The following is a 19,392-nucleotide window of genomic DNA, read 5'->3' on the forward strand; positions in this document are numbered from 1 at the left end:
GCAGCAATCGCCCTCATAATTCTCTTCCGGGACCGTTTTTTGCGTAACTAAAGGTTGTCACTACGCCCGGCTTATAAGATCATATGCCGTTATACGTCGTTTACGCTTTGAGGAATCCACGATGAGTGAGGCTGAAGCCCGCCCGAGCAACTTTATCCGTCAGATCATTGATGAAGATCTGGCCACTGGTAAGCACACCACAGTTCATACCCGTTTCCCGCCGGAGCCGAATGGCTACCTGCATATTGGTCATGCGAAATCGATCTGCCTGAACTTCGGCATCGCGCAGGACTACCAGGGTCAATGCAACCTGCGTTTCGATGACACCAACCCGGTGAAAGAAGATATCGAATACGTAGAGTCCATTAAGAACGACGTGCAATGGTTGGGCTTCAACTGGTCTGGCGACATCTGCTACTCCTCCGACTATTTTGACCAGCTGTATGCTTACGCCGTAGAGCTGATCAACAAAGGTCTGGCCTACGTTGACGAGCTTTCCGCTGACGAAATCCGCGAATACCGCGGCACGCTGACCGCGCCGGGCAAAAACAGCCCGTACCGCGATCGCAGCGTGGAAGAGAACCTGGCGCTGTTTGAAAAAATGCGTGCCGGTGGCTTCGAAGAGGGTAAAGCCTGCCTGCGCGCTAAAATCGATATGGCCTCGCCATTTATCGTGATGCGTGACCCGGTGCTGTACCGCATTAAGTTTGCCGATCACCATCAGACCGGCAGCAAGTGGTGCATCTACCCAATGTACGACTTCACCCACTGCATCAGCGATGCGCTGGAAGGCATTACTCACTCCTTATGTACGCTGGAGTTCCAGGACAACCGTCGTCTGTATGACTGGGTGCTGGATAACATCTCCATTCCGGTGCATCCGCGTCAGTACGAATTCTCTCGTCTGAATCTCGAATACACCGTGATGTCCAAGCGTAAGCTGAACCTGCTGGTTACCGACAAGCACGTTGAAGGCTGGGATGACCCGCGTATGCCAACCATCTCCGGTCTGCGTCGTCGTGGCTATACCGCCGCATCTATCCGCGAGTTTTGCAAACGCATCGGCGTGACCAAGCAGGACAACACCATCGAGATGGCGTCGCTGGAATCCTGCATTCGCGAAGATCTGAACGACAATGCGCCGCGCGCGATGGCTGTTATCGATCCGGTTAAGCTGGTTATCGAAAACTATCCTCAGGGCGAAAGCGAGCTGGTGACCATGCCGAACCATCCGAGCAAGCCGGAGATGGGTAGCCGTGAAGTGCCGTTCAGCGCAGAGATCTGGATCGATCGCGCCGACTTCCGCGAAGAAGCGAACAAGCAGTACAAACGCCTGGTGCTGGGCAAAGAAGTGCGCCTGCGTAATGCCTACGTGATCAAAGCTGAGCGTGTTGAAAAAGATGCTGAAGGCACTATCACCACGATCTTCTGCAGCTACGATGCCGAGACTCTGAGCAAAGATCCTGCCGATGGCCGCAAGGTGAAAGGCGTTATCCACTGGGTCAGCGCGGCACATGCGCTGCTGGTTGAGATCCGTCTGTACGATCGCCTCTTCAGCGTGCCAAACCCGGGTGCCGCAGAGGACTTCCTGGAGGTCATTAACCCGGAGTCGCTGGTGATCAAGCAGGGCTTTGCGGAGCCATCCCTGAAAGGGGCTGTTGCCGGCAATGCGTATCAGTTTGAGCGCGAAGGTTACTTCTGCCTCGACAGCCGCTACGCCACAGCCGATAAACTGGTGTTTAACCGTACCGTCGGTCTGCGTGATACCTGGACGAAAGTCGGCGAATAAGCGATCATTTTCTGATAAACGCCGCGCATTGCGGCGTTTTTTTTGCCAGACAATCGGGGCTGAATTTAACGATATGTTCGCGTTGCGAATTAATTCCCTTTCTTAAAACTGTTCGCTTTTTCTTCCTTTTCGCAAATTCATCGTAATAGCTATCGGAATGGCTGTTTAATGCCTGCCTGTTAAAAATAACTCGCTAATTATTCCCGTTATTTTAATAAAATATTCTTCTCCCTTTGCTTTGTTACAAATAGCAATCAAATATGTGCGCTTTGTCATAATCCTGACGTTTGATCGCTGAAAAGCGTTGATAATTCGCGTCGCGAAAAATAGTCTACAGAGAGGAGATGTAAGCGGGTATTTCTGGTTACCTCCACTTTTTACTTTTTGTTTTTCGCCGTTTTAGGCGCTTTAAATACGTCAAAGAGGATTAATTATGCGTACGTTCAGTGGCAAACGTAGTGCGCTAGCGCTGGCTATTGCCGGTGTAACAGCAATGTCAGGCTGGATGGTTTCTCCGAAAGCCCAGGCCGAAGGTTTTATTGATGATTCCACGCTCACGGGCGGTATTTATTACTGGCAGCGTGAACGTGACCGTAAAGATGTCGAAGCAGATAAATATAAAACTAACCTGGCTCACTCCACCTGGAACGCCAACCTCGATTTCCAGTCCGGCTATGCCGCCGATATGTTCGGTCTTGATCTTGCTGCGTTCACGGCCATTGAAATGGCGGAAAATGGCGACAGCGGCCACCCGAACGAAATTGCGTTCTCCTCCAGCAACAAAGCCTACAAAGAGGACTGGTCCGGCGATAAGAGCGGAATCAGCCTGTATAAAGCGGCAGCAAAATTTAAATACGGCCCGGTCTGGGCGCGCGGCGGCTGGCTGCAACCAACCGGCCAGACCCTGTTAGCGCCACACTGGAGCTTTATGCCAGGTACCTACCAGGGTGCCGAAGCCGGGGCAAACTTTGACTACGGCGACAGCGGGGCGCTGAGTTTCTCGTATATGTGGACCAACGAGTACAAAGCGCCGTGGCATCTTGAGATGGACAAGTTCTATCAGAATGACAGAAAAACCCGCGTTGATTATCTCCACTCCTTTGGCGCGAAGTACGATTTCAAAAATAACCTGATTCTGGAAGCCGCGTTTGGCCAGGCGGAAGGCTTCATCGATCAGTACTTTGCCAAAGCGAGCTACAAACTGGATATCGTGGGCGGCCCCCTCTCTACCAGCTACCAGTTCTACGGCACGCGTGATAAAGCCGACAGCGGCACCGTGAACGATATCTACGACGGCACGGCATGGCTGCAGGCGCTGACCCTGGGTTATAAGGTCGGTCAGGTCGACTTACGTCTGGAAGGGACTTACGTTAAGGCGGAAGGGCAGCAGGGCTATTTCCTGCAGCGCATGACCCCAACCTATGCTTCGTCCAACGGTCGTCTGGACGTGTGGTGGGATAACCGCTCCGACTTCAACGCCAATGGCGAAAAAGCGGTCTTCTTCGGCGCGATGTATGACCTGAGCAACTGGAACCTCGCAGGCTGGAGCGTCGGTGCTTCTTATGTTTACGCCTGGGATGCAAAACCAGCAGACTGGCTGATCAACAGCGCGGGCCAGCGTGAAGATATCGCCTCTAACAAGATCAAAGAGTCTGCCTATAGTCTGGATGCGATCTACACCCTGCAGGACGGTCGCGCGAAAGGCACCATGTTCAAACTGCACTTCACGCAGTATGACAACCATTCCGACATCCCAAGCTACGGCGGCGGCTACGGCAACATCTTCCAGGATGAGCGTGACGTGAAGTTTATGGTTATCGCCCCGTTCACCATCTTCTGATGACTCACCCGGCGGGGGATAACCCCGCCGACTGGAGACTGCTATGCTGAAAAAATTCGTACTGGTTGCGCTGCTGGCATCAGGACTGGCCGCCTGCGCACAACCCCAGACCCAGAGAGAAGACACCCGTCTGAAAGAGGCCTACAGCGCCTGTATCAATACCGCTGAAGGTTCGCCAGAAAAAATCGAAGCCTGCCAGAGCGTGCTGAACGTGCTGCGCCAGGAGAAGAAGCACGAACAGTTTGCCACCCAGGAAAGCGTGCGAGTGGCGGATTACCAGGCCTGTATTATGGCGCGCAAAACGGGTAACAATCAGGACGTGACCAAAAATTGCGACAAAATCTGGCAGGAAATTCGCAGTAATAACAGCAAGTAATTCGCTGTTTTTAACGCCCGGTGGCGCGATGCTCACCGGGTCTACCGGGTGAAATCACCCGTAGGCCCGTGTAAGCGCAGCGCCACCGGGCTTTTTACATTATGACAGGCATAAAAAAGCCAACCGTCAGGTTGGCTCGGAGCAGGCGGATGAATTATTTCGCGTCGTGCGCGTGATCATCTTCGCGGCAGTCGCCTTCGGCACAGTGGCCATAGAGGTAGAGACTGTGGTTGGTCAGACGAATGCCATGACGGGCGGCAATTTCACGCTGACGTGATTCGATAGAGTCGTCGCTGAATTCGATCACTTTGCCGCAATCCAGGCAAATCAGGTGATCGTGGTGATGCTGCTGCGTCAGTTCAAATACGGATTTCCCGCCTTCAAAGTTGTGACGCGTCACGATGCCTGCATCGTCGAACTGGTTCAGTACACGGTAAACGGTCGCCAGACCAATCTCTTCGCCCATGTCGATCAGACGCTTGTATAAGTCTTCCGCACTGACATGATGGTTATCCGGACCCTGAAGCACTTCCAGGATTTTTAACCGTGGAAGCGTGACTTTCAGTCCGGCCTTCTTTAATGCGGTGTTATTGTCAGTCATGCGGAATCTGTCCTGTTGCTAAACGATTCACTTCTAAAGAAGAAGTGACAGAAAATGCACCTGGGAAATGCGTCTCATTATAGAACTGCCATGACCTAATGAAAACTGCAAGTCTCAAGTAAAGTATGCTTATAAAAACGTGGTACCGCCAACAAACTTGTTACAGGGTGACCCGTTTGAACCTGGATCATTGTACAGGTATGGCAGGAAAAGTTAAAAATTTGTAGCAATTATTTTGATTGATATTACCTATCAATGCGGCGCAACTATGGCGTTGCGCCGCAGTATGATCAGGCGTTGAGAATATCGTCGAGGTGCAGTTCTTCGCGAACCTGCTTAACCCATTTCTCTACGCGCTCAGCGGTCAGTTCAGGCTGGCGATCTTCATCGATGGCAAGACCCACGAAGTGGTTATCATCGGCCAGACCTTTAGAGGCTTCGAAGTGGTAGCCAGCAGTTGGCCAGTGGCCAACGATTACGGCGCCGCGCGGCTCAATGATATCGCGGATGGTGCCGAGAGCGTCGCAGAAGTACTCTGCGTAATCTTCCTGATCGCCACAGCCGAACAGGGCAACCAGTTTGCCGTTGAAATCGATCTCTTCCAGAGACGGGAAGAAATCGTCCCAGTCACACTGCGCTTCACCGTAGTACCAGGTAGGGATGCCCAGCAGCAGGATATCGTAGCCTTCGATATCTTCTTTGCTGCTTTTCGCAATGTCATGCACATCGGCAACGTCTTTACCTAGCTGTTTTTGAATGTTTTTTGCGATATTTTCGGTATTACCCGTGTCGCTGCCAAAAAAAATGCCGATGATTGCCATGAGTAAAATAACCTCTTGAAACTTAATGGTATGGTGGCGCAATTTAGCCACGGATAAGGGCAATCATAGCAGAACAGAGAAGCCTGCGGAAACTGCAATCACCCAGGACTGCACTCTGTGCTACATGAAAGCAATAAGAAGGGGAGTTTTCTGACTTACGCTTTGCCGTGCCATATCTCGAGCTGCGCAATCAGCATCTCTTCAATCAGCTCACTGCGGCTGATATCACGGGCATTCGCCAGCTCGTTTAGCGCATCGACGGCTTCAGCGTTCAGTTTCAGCTCGACGCGTTTAAGCCCGCGGCTTTTATCGCGTTTAAGCTGATTGCGCTTATTGATGCGCAGCTGTTCATCACGCGAAAGCGGATTGGTTTTCGGTCGTCCCGGGCGACGCTCATTCGCGAACAGATCTAATGTCGTGCGGTCCGTGTGTTCTTTGGCCATGATTTTGAGACTTCGGGGGAAACAAGACACCCTGCTAATGCCCGGGCGATAAGCGCGCCATCATACATCACCGAAAACGGCACGCCAACGACTGGAGGCCCGCTGGCGACCAGTCGCTCTCTTTTTAATCAATTTGCCGTGTCAGCGAGGTAACGACGGATAGCGCGCAGCACCGCGTCCGGTTTTTCGGCATGAACCCAGTGTCCGGCGCCGGCAATGACATGCGCACGCGCCTGAGGGAATTGCGTCAGTAGCGCATCGCGATACGCTTCGGTTACATACGGGGAGTTGCCGCCGGTAATAAACAGCGTCGGATGCGGCCACGCCGGCACCGGCTGCCAGCCGACGATCTGGTCATATTGATCCCAGAGCACCGGCACGTTAAAGCGCCATTCGCCGTCGACGAAGGATTTCAGCAGAAACTGCACCACGCCTTCTTCGTTCAGATGCTCACGCATCAGCGCGGCAGCCTGCTGGCGGGTGCTAACGCCAGCGTCCGTGACGGCGTTGATAGCGGCGAAGATCTCATCATGGCGGCGCACATCGTAATCCACCGGCGCCACGTCGATCACCACCAGGCCCGCAATGCGCTCCGGCGCAAGCGCCGTCAGCGCCATCACCGCTTTGCCACCCATGGAGTGACCAATCAGGGTCGCTTTTTCAATATTATGCTCATTCAGCGTATCCAGCAGATCCTGGGCCATATCGGCGTAGGTCATCTGCGGCGAGCGCGGCGACAGGCCGTGGTTGCGCATATCTACCTGCAGCAGCGCGTGATCCTGCACCAGATCCCGTGCCAGTACGCCAAGATTATCCAGACTACCAAACAGACCATGCACCAGGACGATGGGAGAATTATTGTGCGGCGATTGTGCAGATTGCGCTCGGGTATTCAATTTCATGGCAAAGTTCTTTTTTTACGTATGTCAGGTTAGGGTATCATGTTGACCATTCTGCCGTCCGGCTGCAAGGAGACAGTTAATTCTGACTTTTGCCGCTATCCTGGCTTGACGCTATCCGCTGTTGGGTTTTGACCTTATACTCCCAACGACTTGTATTCAGATAAGATATCGCACTGGATTAAGATGAAAACAATCGAAGTTGATGACGAACTCTATCAGTATATTGCCAGCCAGACGCGGCATATCGGTGAGAGCGCGTCCGACATTTTACGGCGCATGCTCAAAATGGCCGCCGCCTCGCAGTCTGCCGCTCCAGCCCCCAAAGAGACGCGCCAGCCCGTTGCCGTCGCCCAGGAAAAGCCGCTGACGCAGGTAAAAGACAAAGTGCGTGCGATGCGCGAACTGCTGCTTTCTGACGAATACGCTGAGCAGAAGAAAGCAGTTAACCGCTTTATGCTGGTGCTGACTACACTCTATTCACTGGATCACAACGCGTTTGCCGATGCGACGGAGTCACTGCATGGTCGCACGCGTGTCTACTTCGCGGGTGACGAGCAAACGCTGTTACAGAATGGCAATCAAACTAAACCCAAGCACCTCCCTGGTACACCGTACTGGGTGATCACCAATACCAATACCGGACGTAAACGCAGCATGATCGAACACATCATGCAGTCGATGCAGTTCCCGGTGGAATTGATTGATAAGGTTTGCGGAACTATCTAACCCTTGCATCAGAAGGACCAGGCAATGGCAAATCACAATCGTGCGGGTCAACCTGCACAACAGAGCGATTTGATTAACGTCGCCCAGCTTACCGCACAGTATTACGTGCTGAAGCCGGAAGTGGGCAACGCAGAACACGCAGTTAAGTTTGGTACATCCGGGCACCGCGGCAGTGCGGTACGCCATAGCTTTAACGAGCCGCATATTCTGGCCATTGCTCAGGCCATCGCGGAAGAGCGTGCCAAAAACGGCGTCACCGGTCCGTGTTACGTGGGTAAGGATACACACGCCCTGTCAGAGCCAGCGTTTATCTCCGTACTGGAGGTGCTGGCGGCCAACGGCGTGGATGTCATCATTCAGGAAAACAACGGCTATACGCCGACCCCTGCCGTTTCTAACGCCATCCTGGTGCATAACCAGAAGGGCGGCGCGCAGGCTGACGGCATTGTGATCACGCCGTCCCACAACCCGCCAGAAGATGGCGGCATCAAATACAACCCACCCAACGGCGGCCCGGCTGACACTAACGTCACGAAAGTGGTGGAAGATCGCGCCAACGCGCTGCTGGCTGATGACCTGAAAGGCGTGAAGCGCATCTCTCTGGACGAGGCGATGGCCTCCGGCCACGTGAAAGAGCAGGATCTGGTGCAGCCTTTCGTTGAAGGACTGGCAGATATCGTCGACATGGCGGCGATCCAGAAAGCGGGTCTTAAGCTGGGCGTCGACCCGCTGGGCGGTTCCGGTATTGAATACTGGAAGCGTATTGCGGAGCACTACAAGCTGGATCTGACCATCGTTAACGATCATGTCGATCAGACCTTCCGCTTTATGCACCTGGATAAAGATGGTGCAATCCGTATGGACTGCTCCTCCGAGTGTGCGATGGCTGGCCTGCTGGCGCTGCGCGACAAGTTCGACCTCGCCTTTGCCAACGACCCCGATTACGACCGTCATGGTATCGTCACGCCTGCGGGCCTGATGAATCCAAACCACTATCTGGCGGTGGCGATCAACTACCTGTTCCAGCATCGTCCTCAGTGGGGGGCAGAGGTTGCCGTCGGTAAAACCCTCGTCTCCTCCGCAATGATCGACCGTGTGGTTAACGACCTGGGCCGTAAGCTGGTGGAAGTGCCGGTGGGCTTTAAGTGGTTTGTAGACGGTCTGTTCGACGGCAGCTTCGGCTTTGGCGGCGAAGAGAGCGCGGGTGCCTCCTTCCTGCGCTTCGACGGTACGCCGTGGTCTACCGACAAAGACGGTATCATCATGTGCCTGCTGGCGGCGGAGATCACTGCCGTCACCGGTAAGAACCCGCAGGAGCACTACGATGAGCTGGCCGCCCGTTTCGGTGCGCCGAGCTACAACCGTCTCCAGGCCTCTGCCTCCTCCGCTCAGAAAGCGGCGCTCTCTAAGCTCTCACCTGACATGGTCAGTGCCAGCACCCTGGCAGGCGACCCGATCACCGCCCGTCTGACGGCGGCACCGGGCAATGGTGCCTCTATCGGCGGTCTGAAGGTGATGACCGAGAACGGCTGGTTCGCGGCGCGTCCATCCGGTACGGAAGATGCTTACAAGATTTACTGCGAAAGCTTCCTCGGTGCGGAACACCGCCAGCAGATTGAGAAAGAAGCGGTAGAGATTGTCAGCGAAGTGCTGAAAAACGCATAACTGCGGTTTGTGCGCCGGGCGGCACTGCGTTTGCCCGGCCTACAACTGCTTCGATTTTGTAGGCCCGGTAAGCGCGAGCGCCACCGGGCTTTTTTGTCAGCTCATTTTGTTCTTCAGTTCAAAGCGCGGTGAAACCAGCCCGTAGAGCGTCCAGCCCATAAAGGTCACCATAGCACCGTACAGCATCGCTTCTTCGCCAGAAGAGTAAAGCGCATAGAAGCTGTAAATCGCTCCCACCAGCGCCACGATATTGGCGATTTTCGCCTTGCCCGGGTCAACTTTTGCCACCTTCTGAATGATCACCAGTGCCGCCATCGACAGAATGTAGGGGATGATGTTGGTCACAACGGCCAGATTGACCAGCACGTTAAACTGGCTGTTCAGCGATGGACTAATGGTCATCAACGACAGACCGCTCTGGAAAATCACAATCGCCAGCATGCCCTGTACCGGCGCATCCGCTTTGGTTACGCGGGAGAAGATTTTCGGGAAGTAACCAGCATCCGCTGATGTTTTGAACACCTGCGCGATGGTGAACTGCCAGCCGAGGAGCGAGCCACAGCAGGACATAACCATCAGACCCATGATCACTTTCCCGACTTCCGGCGTGAACATCTGGGCGAAGGCCAACCCGAACGGTGCGGTGGAGGTCGCCAGATCCATGTTCGGTACGATTCCGGCAATTACGTTAGTGGAGACAATGTAGATCACCGCCGCACCCAGGGTGCCGCCCAGTACCGCAATGGGGACGTTCTTTTCAGGATTATCCACCACTTCAGCGTTAGCACACGCGGATTCCAACCCGAGAAAGGCCCATAACGTCATGGCGATGGAGGAGCCCACCGCGGTGAAGAACGGCACATGATGGGGATTCCAGGAGTTGGCGTACAGCGTTGGGCTAAACCAGAACCAGCCAATGATGCACAGCCCGACAACCGGGATAATGACACCCCAGACGGTGATACTACTTAACTGACCCGTGATGCGCGCCCCGCCAAAGTTGGCCACGGTGCAGATCCACAGTACGCCGATGGTCGCCAGCCCAATTTGCACCGGACTGAGCGTGGCACCAAACAGCTCGGTGCCGTAGCCCACCGCTGAAATCGCAATCGCGACGTTGGCGATCAGCAGCGACACGCCGTAGGTATAGTTGGCCATAAAGTTGCCTGACTTACCGAAGGCATACTCGGCGTAACCGCCCATCCCGCCTGACTTGCGGCTGAACATCCCGCACTTGGCAAAAGCCCACGCCAGCGCCATCGATCCCACCGCCGTCACCAGCCAGGAGATAATTGAGATCGTTCCCACTTCCGCGAGTTTGGTCGGCAGCATGATAATGCCCGATCCCATCATGTTGACCATAGTGAGAATGGTGAGCTGCACGACGCCCATTTTGTTGGATTTACTCATAATTTTTCTCCTTTCAGCAGCACAGGCTGAGCGGCAGGTTGTTTGATGACGTAGCAGCGCACCTGTTTGCGACCGTCACACTCCTCGACGTACACCCCCTGTAACTCCGGTGCAAAGCCCGGCAGCAGGTTGATCCCCTCTTCAAGCGCGGCAAAGTAGCGCAGCACGGAACCGCCCCATACTTCGCCCGGGACCACGCACAGCACCCCCGGTGGATAGGGGAGCGCCCCTTCGGCGGCAATCCGGCCTTCCGCGTCGTGCAGCGAGACCAGTTCGACTTCGCCACGCAGATAGGCAATGTTCGCCTCTTGTGGGTTCATCATCACCCGCGGGAAATACGCCTTACGGAACATCTCTTTCTGCAGTTGCTTCACGTTATGGCGGGCATAAAGTTCATGCATCTCCAGGCAAATCTGGCGCAGGGTGTAACCGGCATAGCGTTCCGGGTACTGTTTGCAGATGGATGGCAGAACCTCTTTCAGCGGGGCATCGGTCTGGAGCAGTCTCTCGAAGCGCACAAGCTGGGCGACAAGCTGCTGCAGTTTGCCCATGTCCTCTGCTGGCGTAAGCAGGAAGAGAATTGAGTTGAGATCGCATTTTTCCGGGACGATGCCATTTTCACGCAGGAAGTTAGCCAGAATGGTGGCTGGCACGCCGAAATCCTCATACTCCCCGGTGCGCGCATTGATGCCCGGGGTGGTTAGCAGCAGCTTGCACGGATCGATAAAGTACTGGTGCTCGGCGTAGCCTTCAAAAGCGTGCCATTGCTCACCCGGAACAAAGTGGAAGAAGCGCAGGTTGGTGGCGATGTGGGCGGTGCTGGCGCTTTCCCACGGACGCCCATCCACCGTTTCCGGTACGAACGGACGGATAAACTGACAGTTTTGCAGGATCAGCTTGCGCGCCTCGATGCCGTTCACCACGCAATCCATCCACATATTGCGACCGCTCTGGCCCTCATGCATACGGGCGTTGATATCCAGCGCGGCAAACAGCGGATAGAAGGGGCTGGTGGAAGCGTGCATCATAAAAGCGTTGTTAAGCCGTTTATGCGGAACATAGCGCGGCTGGCCTTTGATATGCCGGTCTTTCTTGTGGATCTGCGAGGTCTGCGAGAAGCCTGCCTGCTGCTTATGCACCGACTGGGTAACCAGGATCCCAGGGTCGTTCTCGTTCAGTTCCAGCAGCAGCGGAGAGCAGTCCGCCATCATCGGAATGAACTGCTCGTACCCCACCCAGGCAGAATCAAACAGAATGTAATCGCACAGGTGACCAATCTTATCCACGACCTGGCGGGCGTTATAGATGGTGCCATCGTAAGTGCCCAACTGGATCACCGCCAGGCGGAACGGACGCTGATCGCGGGCACGGCCTGGCGCAACCTCAGCGATCCGTTCGCGCAGATAACGCTCTTCAAAACAGTGTGCGTCAATACCGCCGATAAAGCCGTACGGATTTCGTGCAGTTTCCAGATAAACCGGCGTAGCGCCCGCCTGTAACAGTGCCCCGTGATGGTTAGATTTATGGTTATTACGATCGAACAGCACCAGATCGCCCGGTGTGAGCAGGGCGTTCAGCACGACCTTATTAGACGAAGAGGTTCCGTTCAGTACGAAGTAGGTTTTATCGGCATTAAAGACTTTCGCCGCATGCTGTTGAGCAGTACACGGCGCGCCTTCGTGGATCAGCAGATCGCCCATTGCCACGTCAGCATTGCACAGGTCGGCGCGGAACAGCGTTTCGCCAAAGAAATCGACAAATTGATTTCCCGCAGGGTGGCGGCGGAAGAACTGTCCACCCTGATGTCCCGGGCAGTCAAAAGCGCTGTTGCCTTGCTTAACATAATCTACCAGCGCGCGGAAGAAGGGGGGACGCAGCTGGGTTTCATACTTCTGCGCAGCTGCTTCCAGCTGGCGGCCGTAGAAGTCATTGCAGTTATCGGTACATTCAAAAACGCCCTGGATACGCGATAAATACTCTGCCGGAACAATCTCTTCTTTATGCGTGGAAATAAAAACGGGAATATTGAACCCCGTGGCATCTATTTTTTCTATAGTACCATTGGAAATATCGCTCACCGCCAGGACTACTGCGGCGACATCAATATAATCCGAGTCGTTCACGTCCACCATATCGCGGGTCGTGGTAAAGCAGTGCGGGCAGGTGCGGCTGGTGGCAATTTTTAACGTTTTCATCTTTCGCTCTTTATTTTAGGTAATAGAGGTCCTTCGATTTCCTGTGAAAAAGAAATCGCTATTTGCCGGAAAAAAAGCAAAGTCGGGCCGCTGATAAAAAATCAGTAAATTGCTTTTTGTTGAATAAAATCCAGCCCGTCCGGTTACGGTTAATTCTGGATCAAGGAGAATGAGCGCACTGTTTCACAGTCAACTGACTGTAAAAGAAGCTTTTTCAGGAGTGTGTGTAAGCAAGCGCGCCAGAAGTCGAAGGACTACCGGGCGTTGAAGAGATGAAAGTCAAAGCAGTTGCGGTGGGCAAACTTCATTATATGCGTTACCCGCCTTATATGAGGCATAAAACGGTTGTTATTTTCCATTTCCCTTTTCCTTTCAGTAATTGAAAGCGTGGTCATTTTATCCGGAAAGAGACGGCAAACCGTGAAGAGGATCAACATTAAGCGATCATTTGAAAAATAATTATCCTCATTTTATTTAAAGTGCAGATCATAATTCTGGGTTGTGGATATTATGTTAATGTGCTGTTTTTTTAGTGTGTAAAGAGACTTCAAATAAGGGTGAATAACTATGAGGCTGATATTTTAAAATAAACCAGGAGAGTAATTGTTTTAAGCGAAATGAGAGTGAATGATTATTCACAGCATAAACCGATAACCGATACCGGTTTCCGTTAATAAATGGCGCGGGCGCGCGGGATCCGTTTCGAGTTTCTGGCGAAGGTGCCCCATATATATGCGCAGGTAGTGACTATGCTCCACCGCATTCGGTCCCCAGACCTGACTTAACAGCTGGCGCTGGGTAAGAACTTTGCCGTGATTGTTGAGCAGGACCGCCAGCAGGCGGAACTCGATGGGGGTCAGGTGGATTTCAGCCTCACCGCGTTGAATGCGGCGCGAGGCCAGATCGACACGAATATCCGAAAAGGTATACACCGGGTCGACGGGGGCGGTGGTCGCGTGGCGGCGAAGGGCGACGCGCAGACGCGCCTGCAGTTCGCCAATGCCAAACGGCTTACTGAGATAGTCATCGGCACCGGCATCGAGTGCGGCAATTTTGTCGGTCTCCTCCAGACGGGCGGAGAGCACGATGATCGGCATCTGGCTCCACTGGCGCACCTCCCGGATAAAGTCGAGGCCGTCGCCGTCCGGCAGGCCCAAATCGAGGATCACCAGGTCCGGCTTGCGGGTGGCGGCTTCAATCAGGCCTCGCTGTAGCGTCCCGGCATCGTGAACGCGCAACCCTTCACCTTCAAGCGCGGCACGCAGAAAACGACTGATAGCGAGTTCATCTTCAACAATCAGGACGTTAATCACAAATCCTCTGGAAAGTCATTCAGCTCGGGTGGGGCATCAAGCGGCAGTGTAACACAAAAACCGGCCCCCCCTTCGGGGCGATTATGGGCGGTAATGGTGCCGCCGTGCACCTCCACAATCGCCTGGCAGATAGCCAGCCCCAGTCCGACGCCGGGAATGGCGGACTCCTTATTTCCGCGGGCGAATTTATCAAAGATAGCCTCTTCCTGACCCGCCGGAATGCCCGGGCCGCTATCCCAGACTTCCAGCTGGAGCTGGTCCGGGGTGACGCTGGCGTCAATGCCGATTTGCGCTTTGCTGCCCGCATATTTCGCGGCGTTCTCCAGCAGATTAATCAGCACCCGCTCAAACAGCGGGCCATCCACATGGATCAACGCCAGGGGATCGGACATCGCGAGCGCGATATGCCGGCCACCCAGCCCCGGCTCAAGGGTTTTTAAGGCGCTGCCGATCACCTCTTCCAGCGTCAGCCACTCTTTTTTCAGGTTAAAGCCGCCGGACTGGATCCGCGCCATATCCAGCAGGTTGTTCACCAGCCGGGTGGTGTTCAGCACGTGCTGGCGGATCTCGCTGGCCTGGATAGCGTGGCGGGAGCCTTCTGCCGCCAGGTCGAGGGTCAGGATCTCCGACTGACCGAACAGCACCGTCAGCGGCGTGCGCAGATCGTGGGAGAGGGCGGCCAGCAGCGAATTGCGAATGCTCTCCCGCTCGCTGGCTAACCGCGCCTGTTCTTCGCTGGCGGTGAGCGCCAGCCGCTCCAGCGCGCTCGCCACCAGCAGGGTAAAGGTCTCCAGCAGCCGCTGCTGCTCGGGGATCATCAGCTGGCGCAGGTTAGCCGGCTCGACAATCAGCACCCCCTGACGCTGCAACGGCAGGATCTGATAGGGTACACCCGGGAGCGTGTCGGTGCCTGCTCCCGCAGGCTGGCCTTTATCAAAGCTCCAGTGGGCAATGGCCTCATCCCAAGGCGTGATGCCCGAAGCCGGGGTGAGGGGGGCGAGTTTGCCTTCGCGATCCGGGAGCAGGATCAGGCTGCGGGCGTTAAAGGTGGAGTGAATAAACTGCTGGCTGGTCTGGACGATATCCTGCGGTGCGCGGCCCACCGCCAGTGCCTTCGACATCTCATACAGCTGGCGGGTGCGTTGCTCGCGGTAACGGGCGATCCGCGCCTGATAGCGCACCCCCGCCGTCAGGTTGCCGATAAGCAAACCTACCGCCAGCATCACGGCGAAGGTGAGGACGTACTGCACATCCGACACCGCCAGGGTGCCGCGCGGGGCGATAAAAAAGAGATCGAAGCTGATGACGTTGATCACCGTCGCCAGCACCGAGGGCCAGCGGCCGTAAAACAGGGCCACGATCACCACACCCAGCAGGTAGATCATCACCAGGTTGGCGGCATCGAAGCCGGGTAGCCACTGGCTGGCAACAAAGGTGATCAGCGCGCAGAGCAGCACCGCCACCAGACAGCCGCGCAGCTGGATCCGCCATTTATCGCTGAATGCCCGGTTGTCCGGGGTTCTGGCGGGCAGGGCGGCCGGTTTGTCGTCCAGCGCGACGATCAGCAGATCGAGGTCGGGGGCGCGCTGTGCCAGCTTGTCGGCAAAGCTCTCCCGGCTGAACCCGCGGCGACGGGCGCGCCTGCCGATAACAATTTTGCCGAGGTTATGCTCCCGGGCGTAGCGCAGGATGGCTTTCTCTTCCGCCTGCTCGGCCAGGGTGGCGGTTTCGGCCCCAAGCTCCTGCGCCAGACGCAGGGCGCCAAGAATGGCGCGGCGCTGGTTCTCCGGCAGACGGTGCAGCTGCGGCGTCTCCACGTAGACCGCATGCCAGACGCTGCCAAATTTTGCCGCCAGACGCGCGGCGGTGCGCACCAGCTTCTCGTTGCCGCTGCCGTGGCCGATGCAGAGCAAAATCGCATCGCGGGTATGCCACACCTTCTCCTGACCCTGGCGGTCGCGCCAGGCCCGCATCTGATCGTCCACCCGGTCGGCGGTGCGGCGCAGAGCCAGCTCGCGCAGGGCGATCAAATTGCCTTTGCGGAAGAAGTGCTCGATGGCCCGCTCAGCCTGCCCGGCGATATAGACTTTGCCCTCATGCAGTCGCTGGCGCAGATCGTCCGGGGGGAGATCCACCAGCACCACCTCGTCCGCCGCGTCGAAGAAGGGATCCGGGACGGTCTCCCGCACCTGAATACCGGTCACGCCGCTGACCACGTCGTTGAGGCTCTCCAGATGCTGGACGTTGACGGTGGTGAAAACATCAATTCCGGCGTCCAGCAGCTCCTCGACATCCTGCCAGCGTTTGGGATGGCGCGAGCCCGGGGCATTGGTGTGCGCCAGCTCGTCCATCAGGATCAGTGCCGGACGGCGGGCGAGGGCGGCGTCGAGATCGAATTCCGTTACGAGACGCCCACGATGATGAATGCGGCGCGGCGGCTGGGTTGCCAGCCCCTCCAGCAGCGCGGCGGTCTCCTGGCGACCGTGGGTTTCCACGACACCGATGAGAATATCGAGCCCCTGGGCGCGCAGACGCTGGGCTTCACTGAGCATGGCGAAGGTCTTGCCGACGCCCGCGCAGGCGCCGAAGAAAATTTTCAGCTTACCGCGATGGGGCCAGGCGGCCTGTTCCAGCAGTTTGTCCGGGTCCGGGCGCAGAGGCTCGTCAATCATTTACTCTTTCCTTAGCGCGTCCAGCGCCAGATTCAATTCAACAATATTGACCACTGGATTGCCCATCGCGCTGAATAATGGCTTTTGCGTATGGGCGGCCACCAGCTGGCTGAGCTGTTCGGCGCTGAGCTGACGCGCCAGAGCCACCCGTGGGATCTGCCAGGCGACGGCCTGCGGCGTCAGGCTGTAGTCCAGCCCGCTGCCTGAGGCGGTCACCAGTTCAACCGGCACTGCCGGGCTCGCCTGCGGGTTAGAAGCGCGCAGAGCCGCCACGCGGGCACGAACGGCGTCATCCAGCTCAGGGTTGCTGCCCGCCAGATTGCTGCCGCCCGAGGCCATGGGATTATACGGGCTCTCAGCCGTAGCGGAAGGACGCCCGTGAAAGTAACCCGCCGCGGTAAAGTTCTGCCCAATTAGCCGGGAACCGCGGATCTTCCCCTGCTGGTAGATAAGCGATCCGTTGGCCTGGTCGGTAAACCACCACTGACCCAGCGCGGCGGTCACCAGCGGATAGAGCCCGCCGGTTATCAGGGCCAGCAGAATAAACAACAGTATAGCGGGACGTAACATAGCCATTTGATTTTCCTCTTAAACCAGCCCGAACAGGGTGAGCACGACGTCGATGGCTTTAATACCGATAAACGGCACCACCAGCCCACCCAGACCGTAAATCCACAGATTGCGGCGCAGCATGGCGGCGGCGGTGAGCGGCTTGTAGCTCACCCCTTTCAGCGCCAGCGGGATCAGAAAGATAATGATCAGCGCGTTGAAGATCACCGCGCTCAGGATGGCCGAGGCGGGGGAGTGCAGATGCATCACATTCAGGGCGTTCAGTTGCGGATAAGTCGCGGCAAACGCCGCCGGAATAATGGCGAAATATTTCGCCACGTCGTTGGCGATACTGAAGGTGGTGAGCGAGCCGCGGGTCATCAGCATCTGTTTGCCGATATGTACCACCTCGATCAGCTTGGTCGGATTAGAGTCGAGGTCAACCATATTGCCCGCCTCTTTCGCCGCCTGGGTGCCGGAGTTCATGGCTACCGCCACGTCCGCCTGGGCGAGGGCCGGGGCGTCGTTGGTGCCGTCACCGGTCATGGCCACCAGCCGTCCTTCTCCCTGGTACTGGCGGATCAGCGCCAGTTTGGCCTCCGGCGTCGCTTCGGAGAGAAAATCATCCACCCCCGCTTCGGCGGCAATGGCGGCCGCCGTCAGGCGGTTATCCCCGGTGATCATCACCGTTTTGATGCCCATTTTACGCAGCTGGGCAAAGCGCTCCTTGATGCCGCCTTTGACGATATCTTTCAGGGCGATCACCCCGAGTACGGTCGCCCCTTCCGCCACCACCAGCGGCGTGGCCCCCTGACGCGCGACGTTCTCTACCAGGGTATCGACCTGCGGCGGGAAGTGGCCGTTATTGGCCGCAATATGGCGGCGAATCGCGTCCACCGAGCCTTTGCGGATCAGGCGGTCCTGAATATTGATGCCGCTCATCCGCGTTTGCGCCGTAAAGGGCACAAAGGTGGCATGCAGGCTTTGCACGTCGCGCTGGCGCAGGTTAAAGCGCTGCTTGGCGAGAATGACGATGCTGCGGCCTTCCGGGGTTTCGTCCGCCAGCGATGCCAGCTGGGCGGCGTCGGCCAGCGTTTGCTCATCCACCCCCGGGGCGGGCAGGAACTCAGATGCCTGACGGTTGCCGAGGGTGATGGTGCCGGTTTTATCCAGCAGCAGCACGTCGACGTCGCCTGCCGCCTCGACGGCTCGCCCGCTGGTGGCGATAACGTTGGCCGCCAGCATCCGGCTCATGCCCGCCACACCGATGGCCGACAGCAGGCCGCCGATGGTGGTCGGGATCAGGCAGACCAGCAGGGCCACCAGCACGGTGACGCTCACCGCTGTCCCGCCATAGGACGAGAAGGGCCACAGGGTGGCCGTCGCCAGCAGAAAGACGATGGTCAGCGCCACCAGCAGAATGGTGAGGGCGATTTCGTTCGGGGTTTTGCGCCGCTGGGCGCCTTCCACCATGGCGATCATCCGATCGAGGAAGGTTTCGCCCGGATTGACGCTGCACTGGATCACCAGCCAGTCGGAAAGAATGCGTGTTCCGCCAGTGACCGAGGCAAAATCGCCCCCGGACTCACGGATCACCGGCGCGGACTCCCCGGTGATGGCGCTCTCATCCACCGAGGCGCCCCCTTCGATAACCTCCCCGTCACAGGGGATAATATCTCCGGCTTCCACCAGAACGATGTCGCCTTTGCGCAGCGTATCCGCAGGCACCGTTTCGCTGGCAGCACCATATTTCGCTTCGCGCAGCTTGCGGGCGAACGCGGTCTTTTGTACCCCTTTAAGGCTGTTGGCCTGCGCTTTGCTGCGTCCTTCCGCCAGCGCTTCGGCGACGTTGGCAAACAGCACGGTGAACCACAGCCACAGGCTGATCGCTGCGGTAAAGGTGGCGCTGCCTGACAGCCATCCGCCCGCCATGGCGAGGGCAAGCAGGGTGGTCAGCAGGCTCCCCAGCCAGACGATAAACATCACCGGATTGCGCCACTGCACGCGCGGATCTAATTTTTTTATCGCATCCATCAGCGCCTGGCGAACCAGAGCAGGTTCAAGCAGGGCCAGTTGCTTACGACTCATGA

General features: G+C 56.6%; 16 protein-coding genes. 5 read left to right on the forward strand and 11 right to left on the reverse strand.

Annotated elements, in window-relative coordinates:
• The first annotated feature begins 121 nt into the window (after positions 1-121).
• From glnS to chiQ, 3 genes are all read left to right on the forward strand, one after another.
• Positions 122-1,789 carry a glutamine--tRNA ligase gene (glnS, locus tag GNG29_RS06425; RefSeq protein ID WP_156654101.1) on the forward strand — a complete coding sequence of 556 codons (1,668 nt, stop codon included), beginning with the start codon at positions 122-124 and terminating at the stop codon, positions 1,787-1,789.
• A 433-nt stretch (positions 1,790-2,222) separates the two neighbouring features.
• A complete protein-coding gene (gene chiP / locus GNG29_RS06430) occupies positions 2,223-3,629 on the forward strand; it encodes a chitoporin ChiP (RefSeq protein ID WP_156654102.1) in 1,407 nt (468 codons plus the stop codon).
• 46 nt (positions 3,630-3,675) lie between these two features.
• Positions 3,676-4,005 carry a ChiQ/YbfN family lipoprotein gene (gene chiQ / locus GNG29_RS06435; RefSeq protein ID WP_103181045.1) on the forward strand — a complete coding sequence of 110 codons (330 nt, stop codon included), beginning with the start codon at positions 3,676-3,678 and terminating at the stop codon, positions 4,003-4,005.
• 154 nt (positions 4,006-4,159) lie between these two features.
• Here the strand turns inward: chiQ and fur are convergent, their stop codons facing one another.
• From fur to ybfF, 4 genes are all read right to left on the reverse strand, one after another.
• Entirely contained in the window at positions 4,160-4,606 is a 447-nt protein-coding gene (gene fur / locus GNG29_RS06440; RefSeq protein ID WP_010428651.1) for a ferric iron uptake transcriptional regulator, read from the reverse strand.
• A gap of 290 nt (positions 4,607-4,896) precedes the next feature.
• Positions 4,897-5,427 (reverse strand): flavodoxin FldA, encoded by a 531-nt coding sequence (gene fldA / locus GNG29_RS06445; protein WP_168192007.1) that lies wholly within the window; start codon positions 5,425-5,427, stop codon positions 4,897-4,899.
• A 155-nt stretch (positions 5,428-5,582) separates the two neighbouring features.
• Positions 5,583-5,870: a LexA regulated protein gene (gene ybfE / locus GNG29_RS06450; protein WP_103178695.1), complete on the reverse strand. Its 288-nt coding sequence runs from the start codon at positions 5,868-5,870 to the stop codon at positions 5,583-5,585.
• Positions 5,871-5,998: 128 nt separating this feature from the next.
• On the reverse strand, positions 5,999-6,772 hold the full coding sequence (gene ybfF / locus GNG29_RS06455; RefSeq protein ID WP_103178696.1) for an esterase: 774 nt from the start codon (positions 6,770-6,772) through the stop codon (positions 5,999-6,001).
• Between the two features lie 183 nt (positions 6,773-6,955).
• Here ybfF and seqA point away from each other — a divergent pair, with 183 nt between their 5' ends.
• Both seqA and pgm read left to right on the forward strand, forming a co-directional pair.
• Complete coding sequence (gene seqA / locus GNG29_RS06460) at positions 6,956-7,498, forward strand: replication initiation negative regulator SeqA (RefSeq protein WP_103178697.1); 543 nt, start codon at positions 6,956-6,958, stop codon at positions 7,496-7,498.
• A gap of 24 nt (positions 7,499-7,522) precedes the next feature.
• Positions 7,523-9,163 (forward strand): phosphoglucomutase (alpha-D-glucose-1,6-bisphosphate-dependent), encoded by a 1,641-nt coding sequence (gene pgm / locus GNG29_RS06465; RefSeq protein ID WP_103178698.1) that lies wholly within the window; start codon positions 7,523-7,525, stop codon positions 9,161-9,163.
• A gap of 96 nt (positions 9,164-9,259) precedes the next feature.
• On the opposite strand, the gene potE is transcribed toward pgm, so the two are convergent.
• The 7 genes from potE to kdpB all read right to left on the reverse strand — a co-directional run bounded on the left by potE (position 9,260) and on the right by kdpB (position 19,390).
• Positions 9,260-10,573 (reverse strand): putrescine-ornithine antiporter, encoded by a 1,314-nt coding sequence (gene potE, locus GNG29_RS06470; RefSeq protein WP_103178699.1) that lies wholly within the window; start codon positions 10,571-10,573, stop codon positions 9,260-9,262.
• Entirely contained in the window at positions 10,570-12,768 is a 2,199-nt protein-coding gene (gene speF / locus GNG29_RS06475; RefSeq protein WP_156654103.1) for an ornithine decarboxylase SpeF, read from the reverse strand. Before speF ends, potE begins: the two co-directional genes overlap by 4 nt.
• A gap of 254 nt (positions 12,769-13,022) precedes the next feature.
• Positions 13,023-13,127 (reverse strand): leader peptide SpeFL, encoded by a 105-nt coding sequence (speFL, locus tag GNG29_RS06480; protein ID WP_138369585.1) that lies wholly within the window; start codon positions 13,125-13,127, stop codon positions 13,023-13,025.
• 276 nt (positions 13,128-13,403) lie between these two features.
• The gene (kdpE, locus tag GNG29_RS06485; RefSeq protein ID WP_103178702.1) at positions 13,404-14,081 is read right to left on the reverse strand and encodes a two-component system response regulator KdpE; all 678 of its coding nucleotides are present in this window, start codon (positions 14,079-14,081) and stop codon (positions 13,404-13,406) included.
• Positions 14,078-16,753 carry a two-component system sensor histidine kinase KdpD gene (gene kdpD, locus GNG29_RS06490; RefSeq protein ID WP_156654104.1) on the reverse strand — a complete coding sequence of 892 codons (2,676 nt, stop codon included), beginning with the start codon at positions 16,751-16,753 and terminating at the stop codon, positions 14,078-14,080. The genes kdpE and kdpD overlap by 4 nt, the downstream gene beginning before the upstream one ends.
• On the reverse strand, positions 16,754-17,329 hold the full coding sequence (gene kdpC / locus GNG29_RS06495; protein WP_156654105.1) for a potassium-transporting ATPase subunit KdpC: 576 nt from the start codon (positions 17,327-17,329) through the stop codon (positions 16,754-16,756).
• A gap of 12 nt (positions 17,330-17,341) precedes the next feature.
• Positions 17,342-19,390, reverse strand: coding sequence for a potassium-transporting ATPase subunit KdpB (gene kdpB, locus GNG29_RS06500; protein WP_156654106.1), 2,049 nt, complete (start codon positions 19,388-19,390; stop codon positions 17,342-17,344).
• Positions 19,391-19,392 lie beyond the last annotated feature (2 nt).

The sequence above is a fragment of the Leclercia sp. Colony189 genome (genome assembly GCF_009740165.1).
Classification (GTDB): domain Bacteria; phylum Pseudomonadota; class Gammaproteobacteria; order Enterobacterales; family Enterobacteriaceae; genus Enterobacter.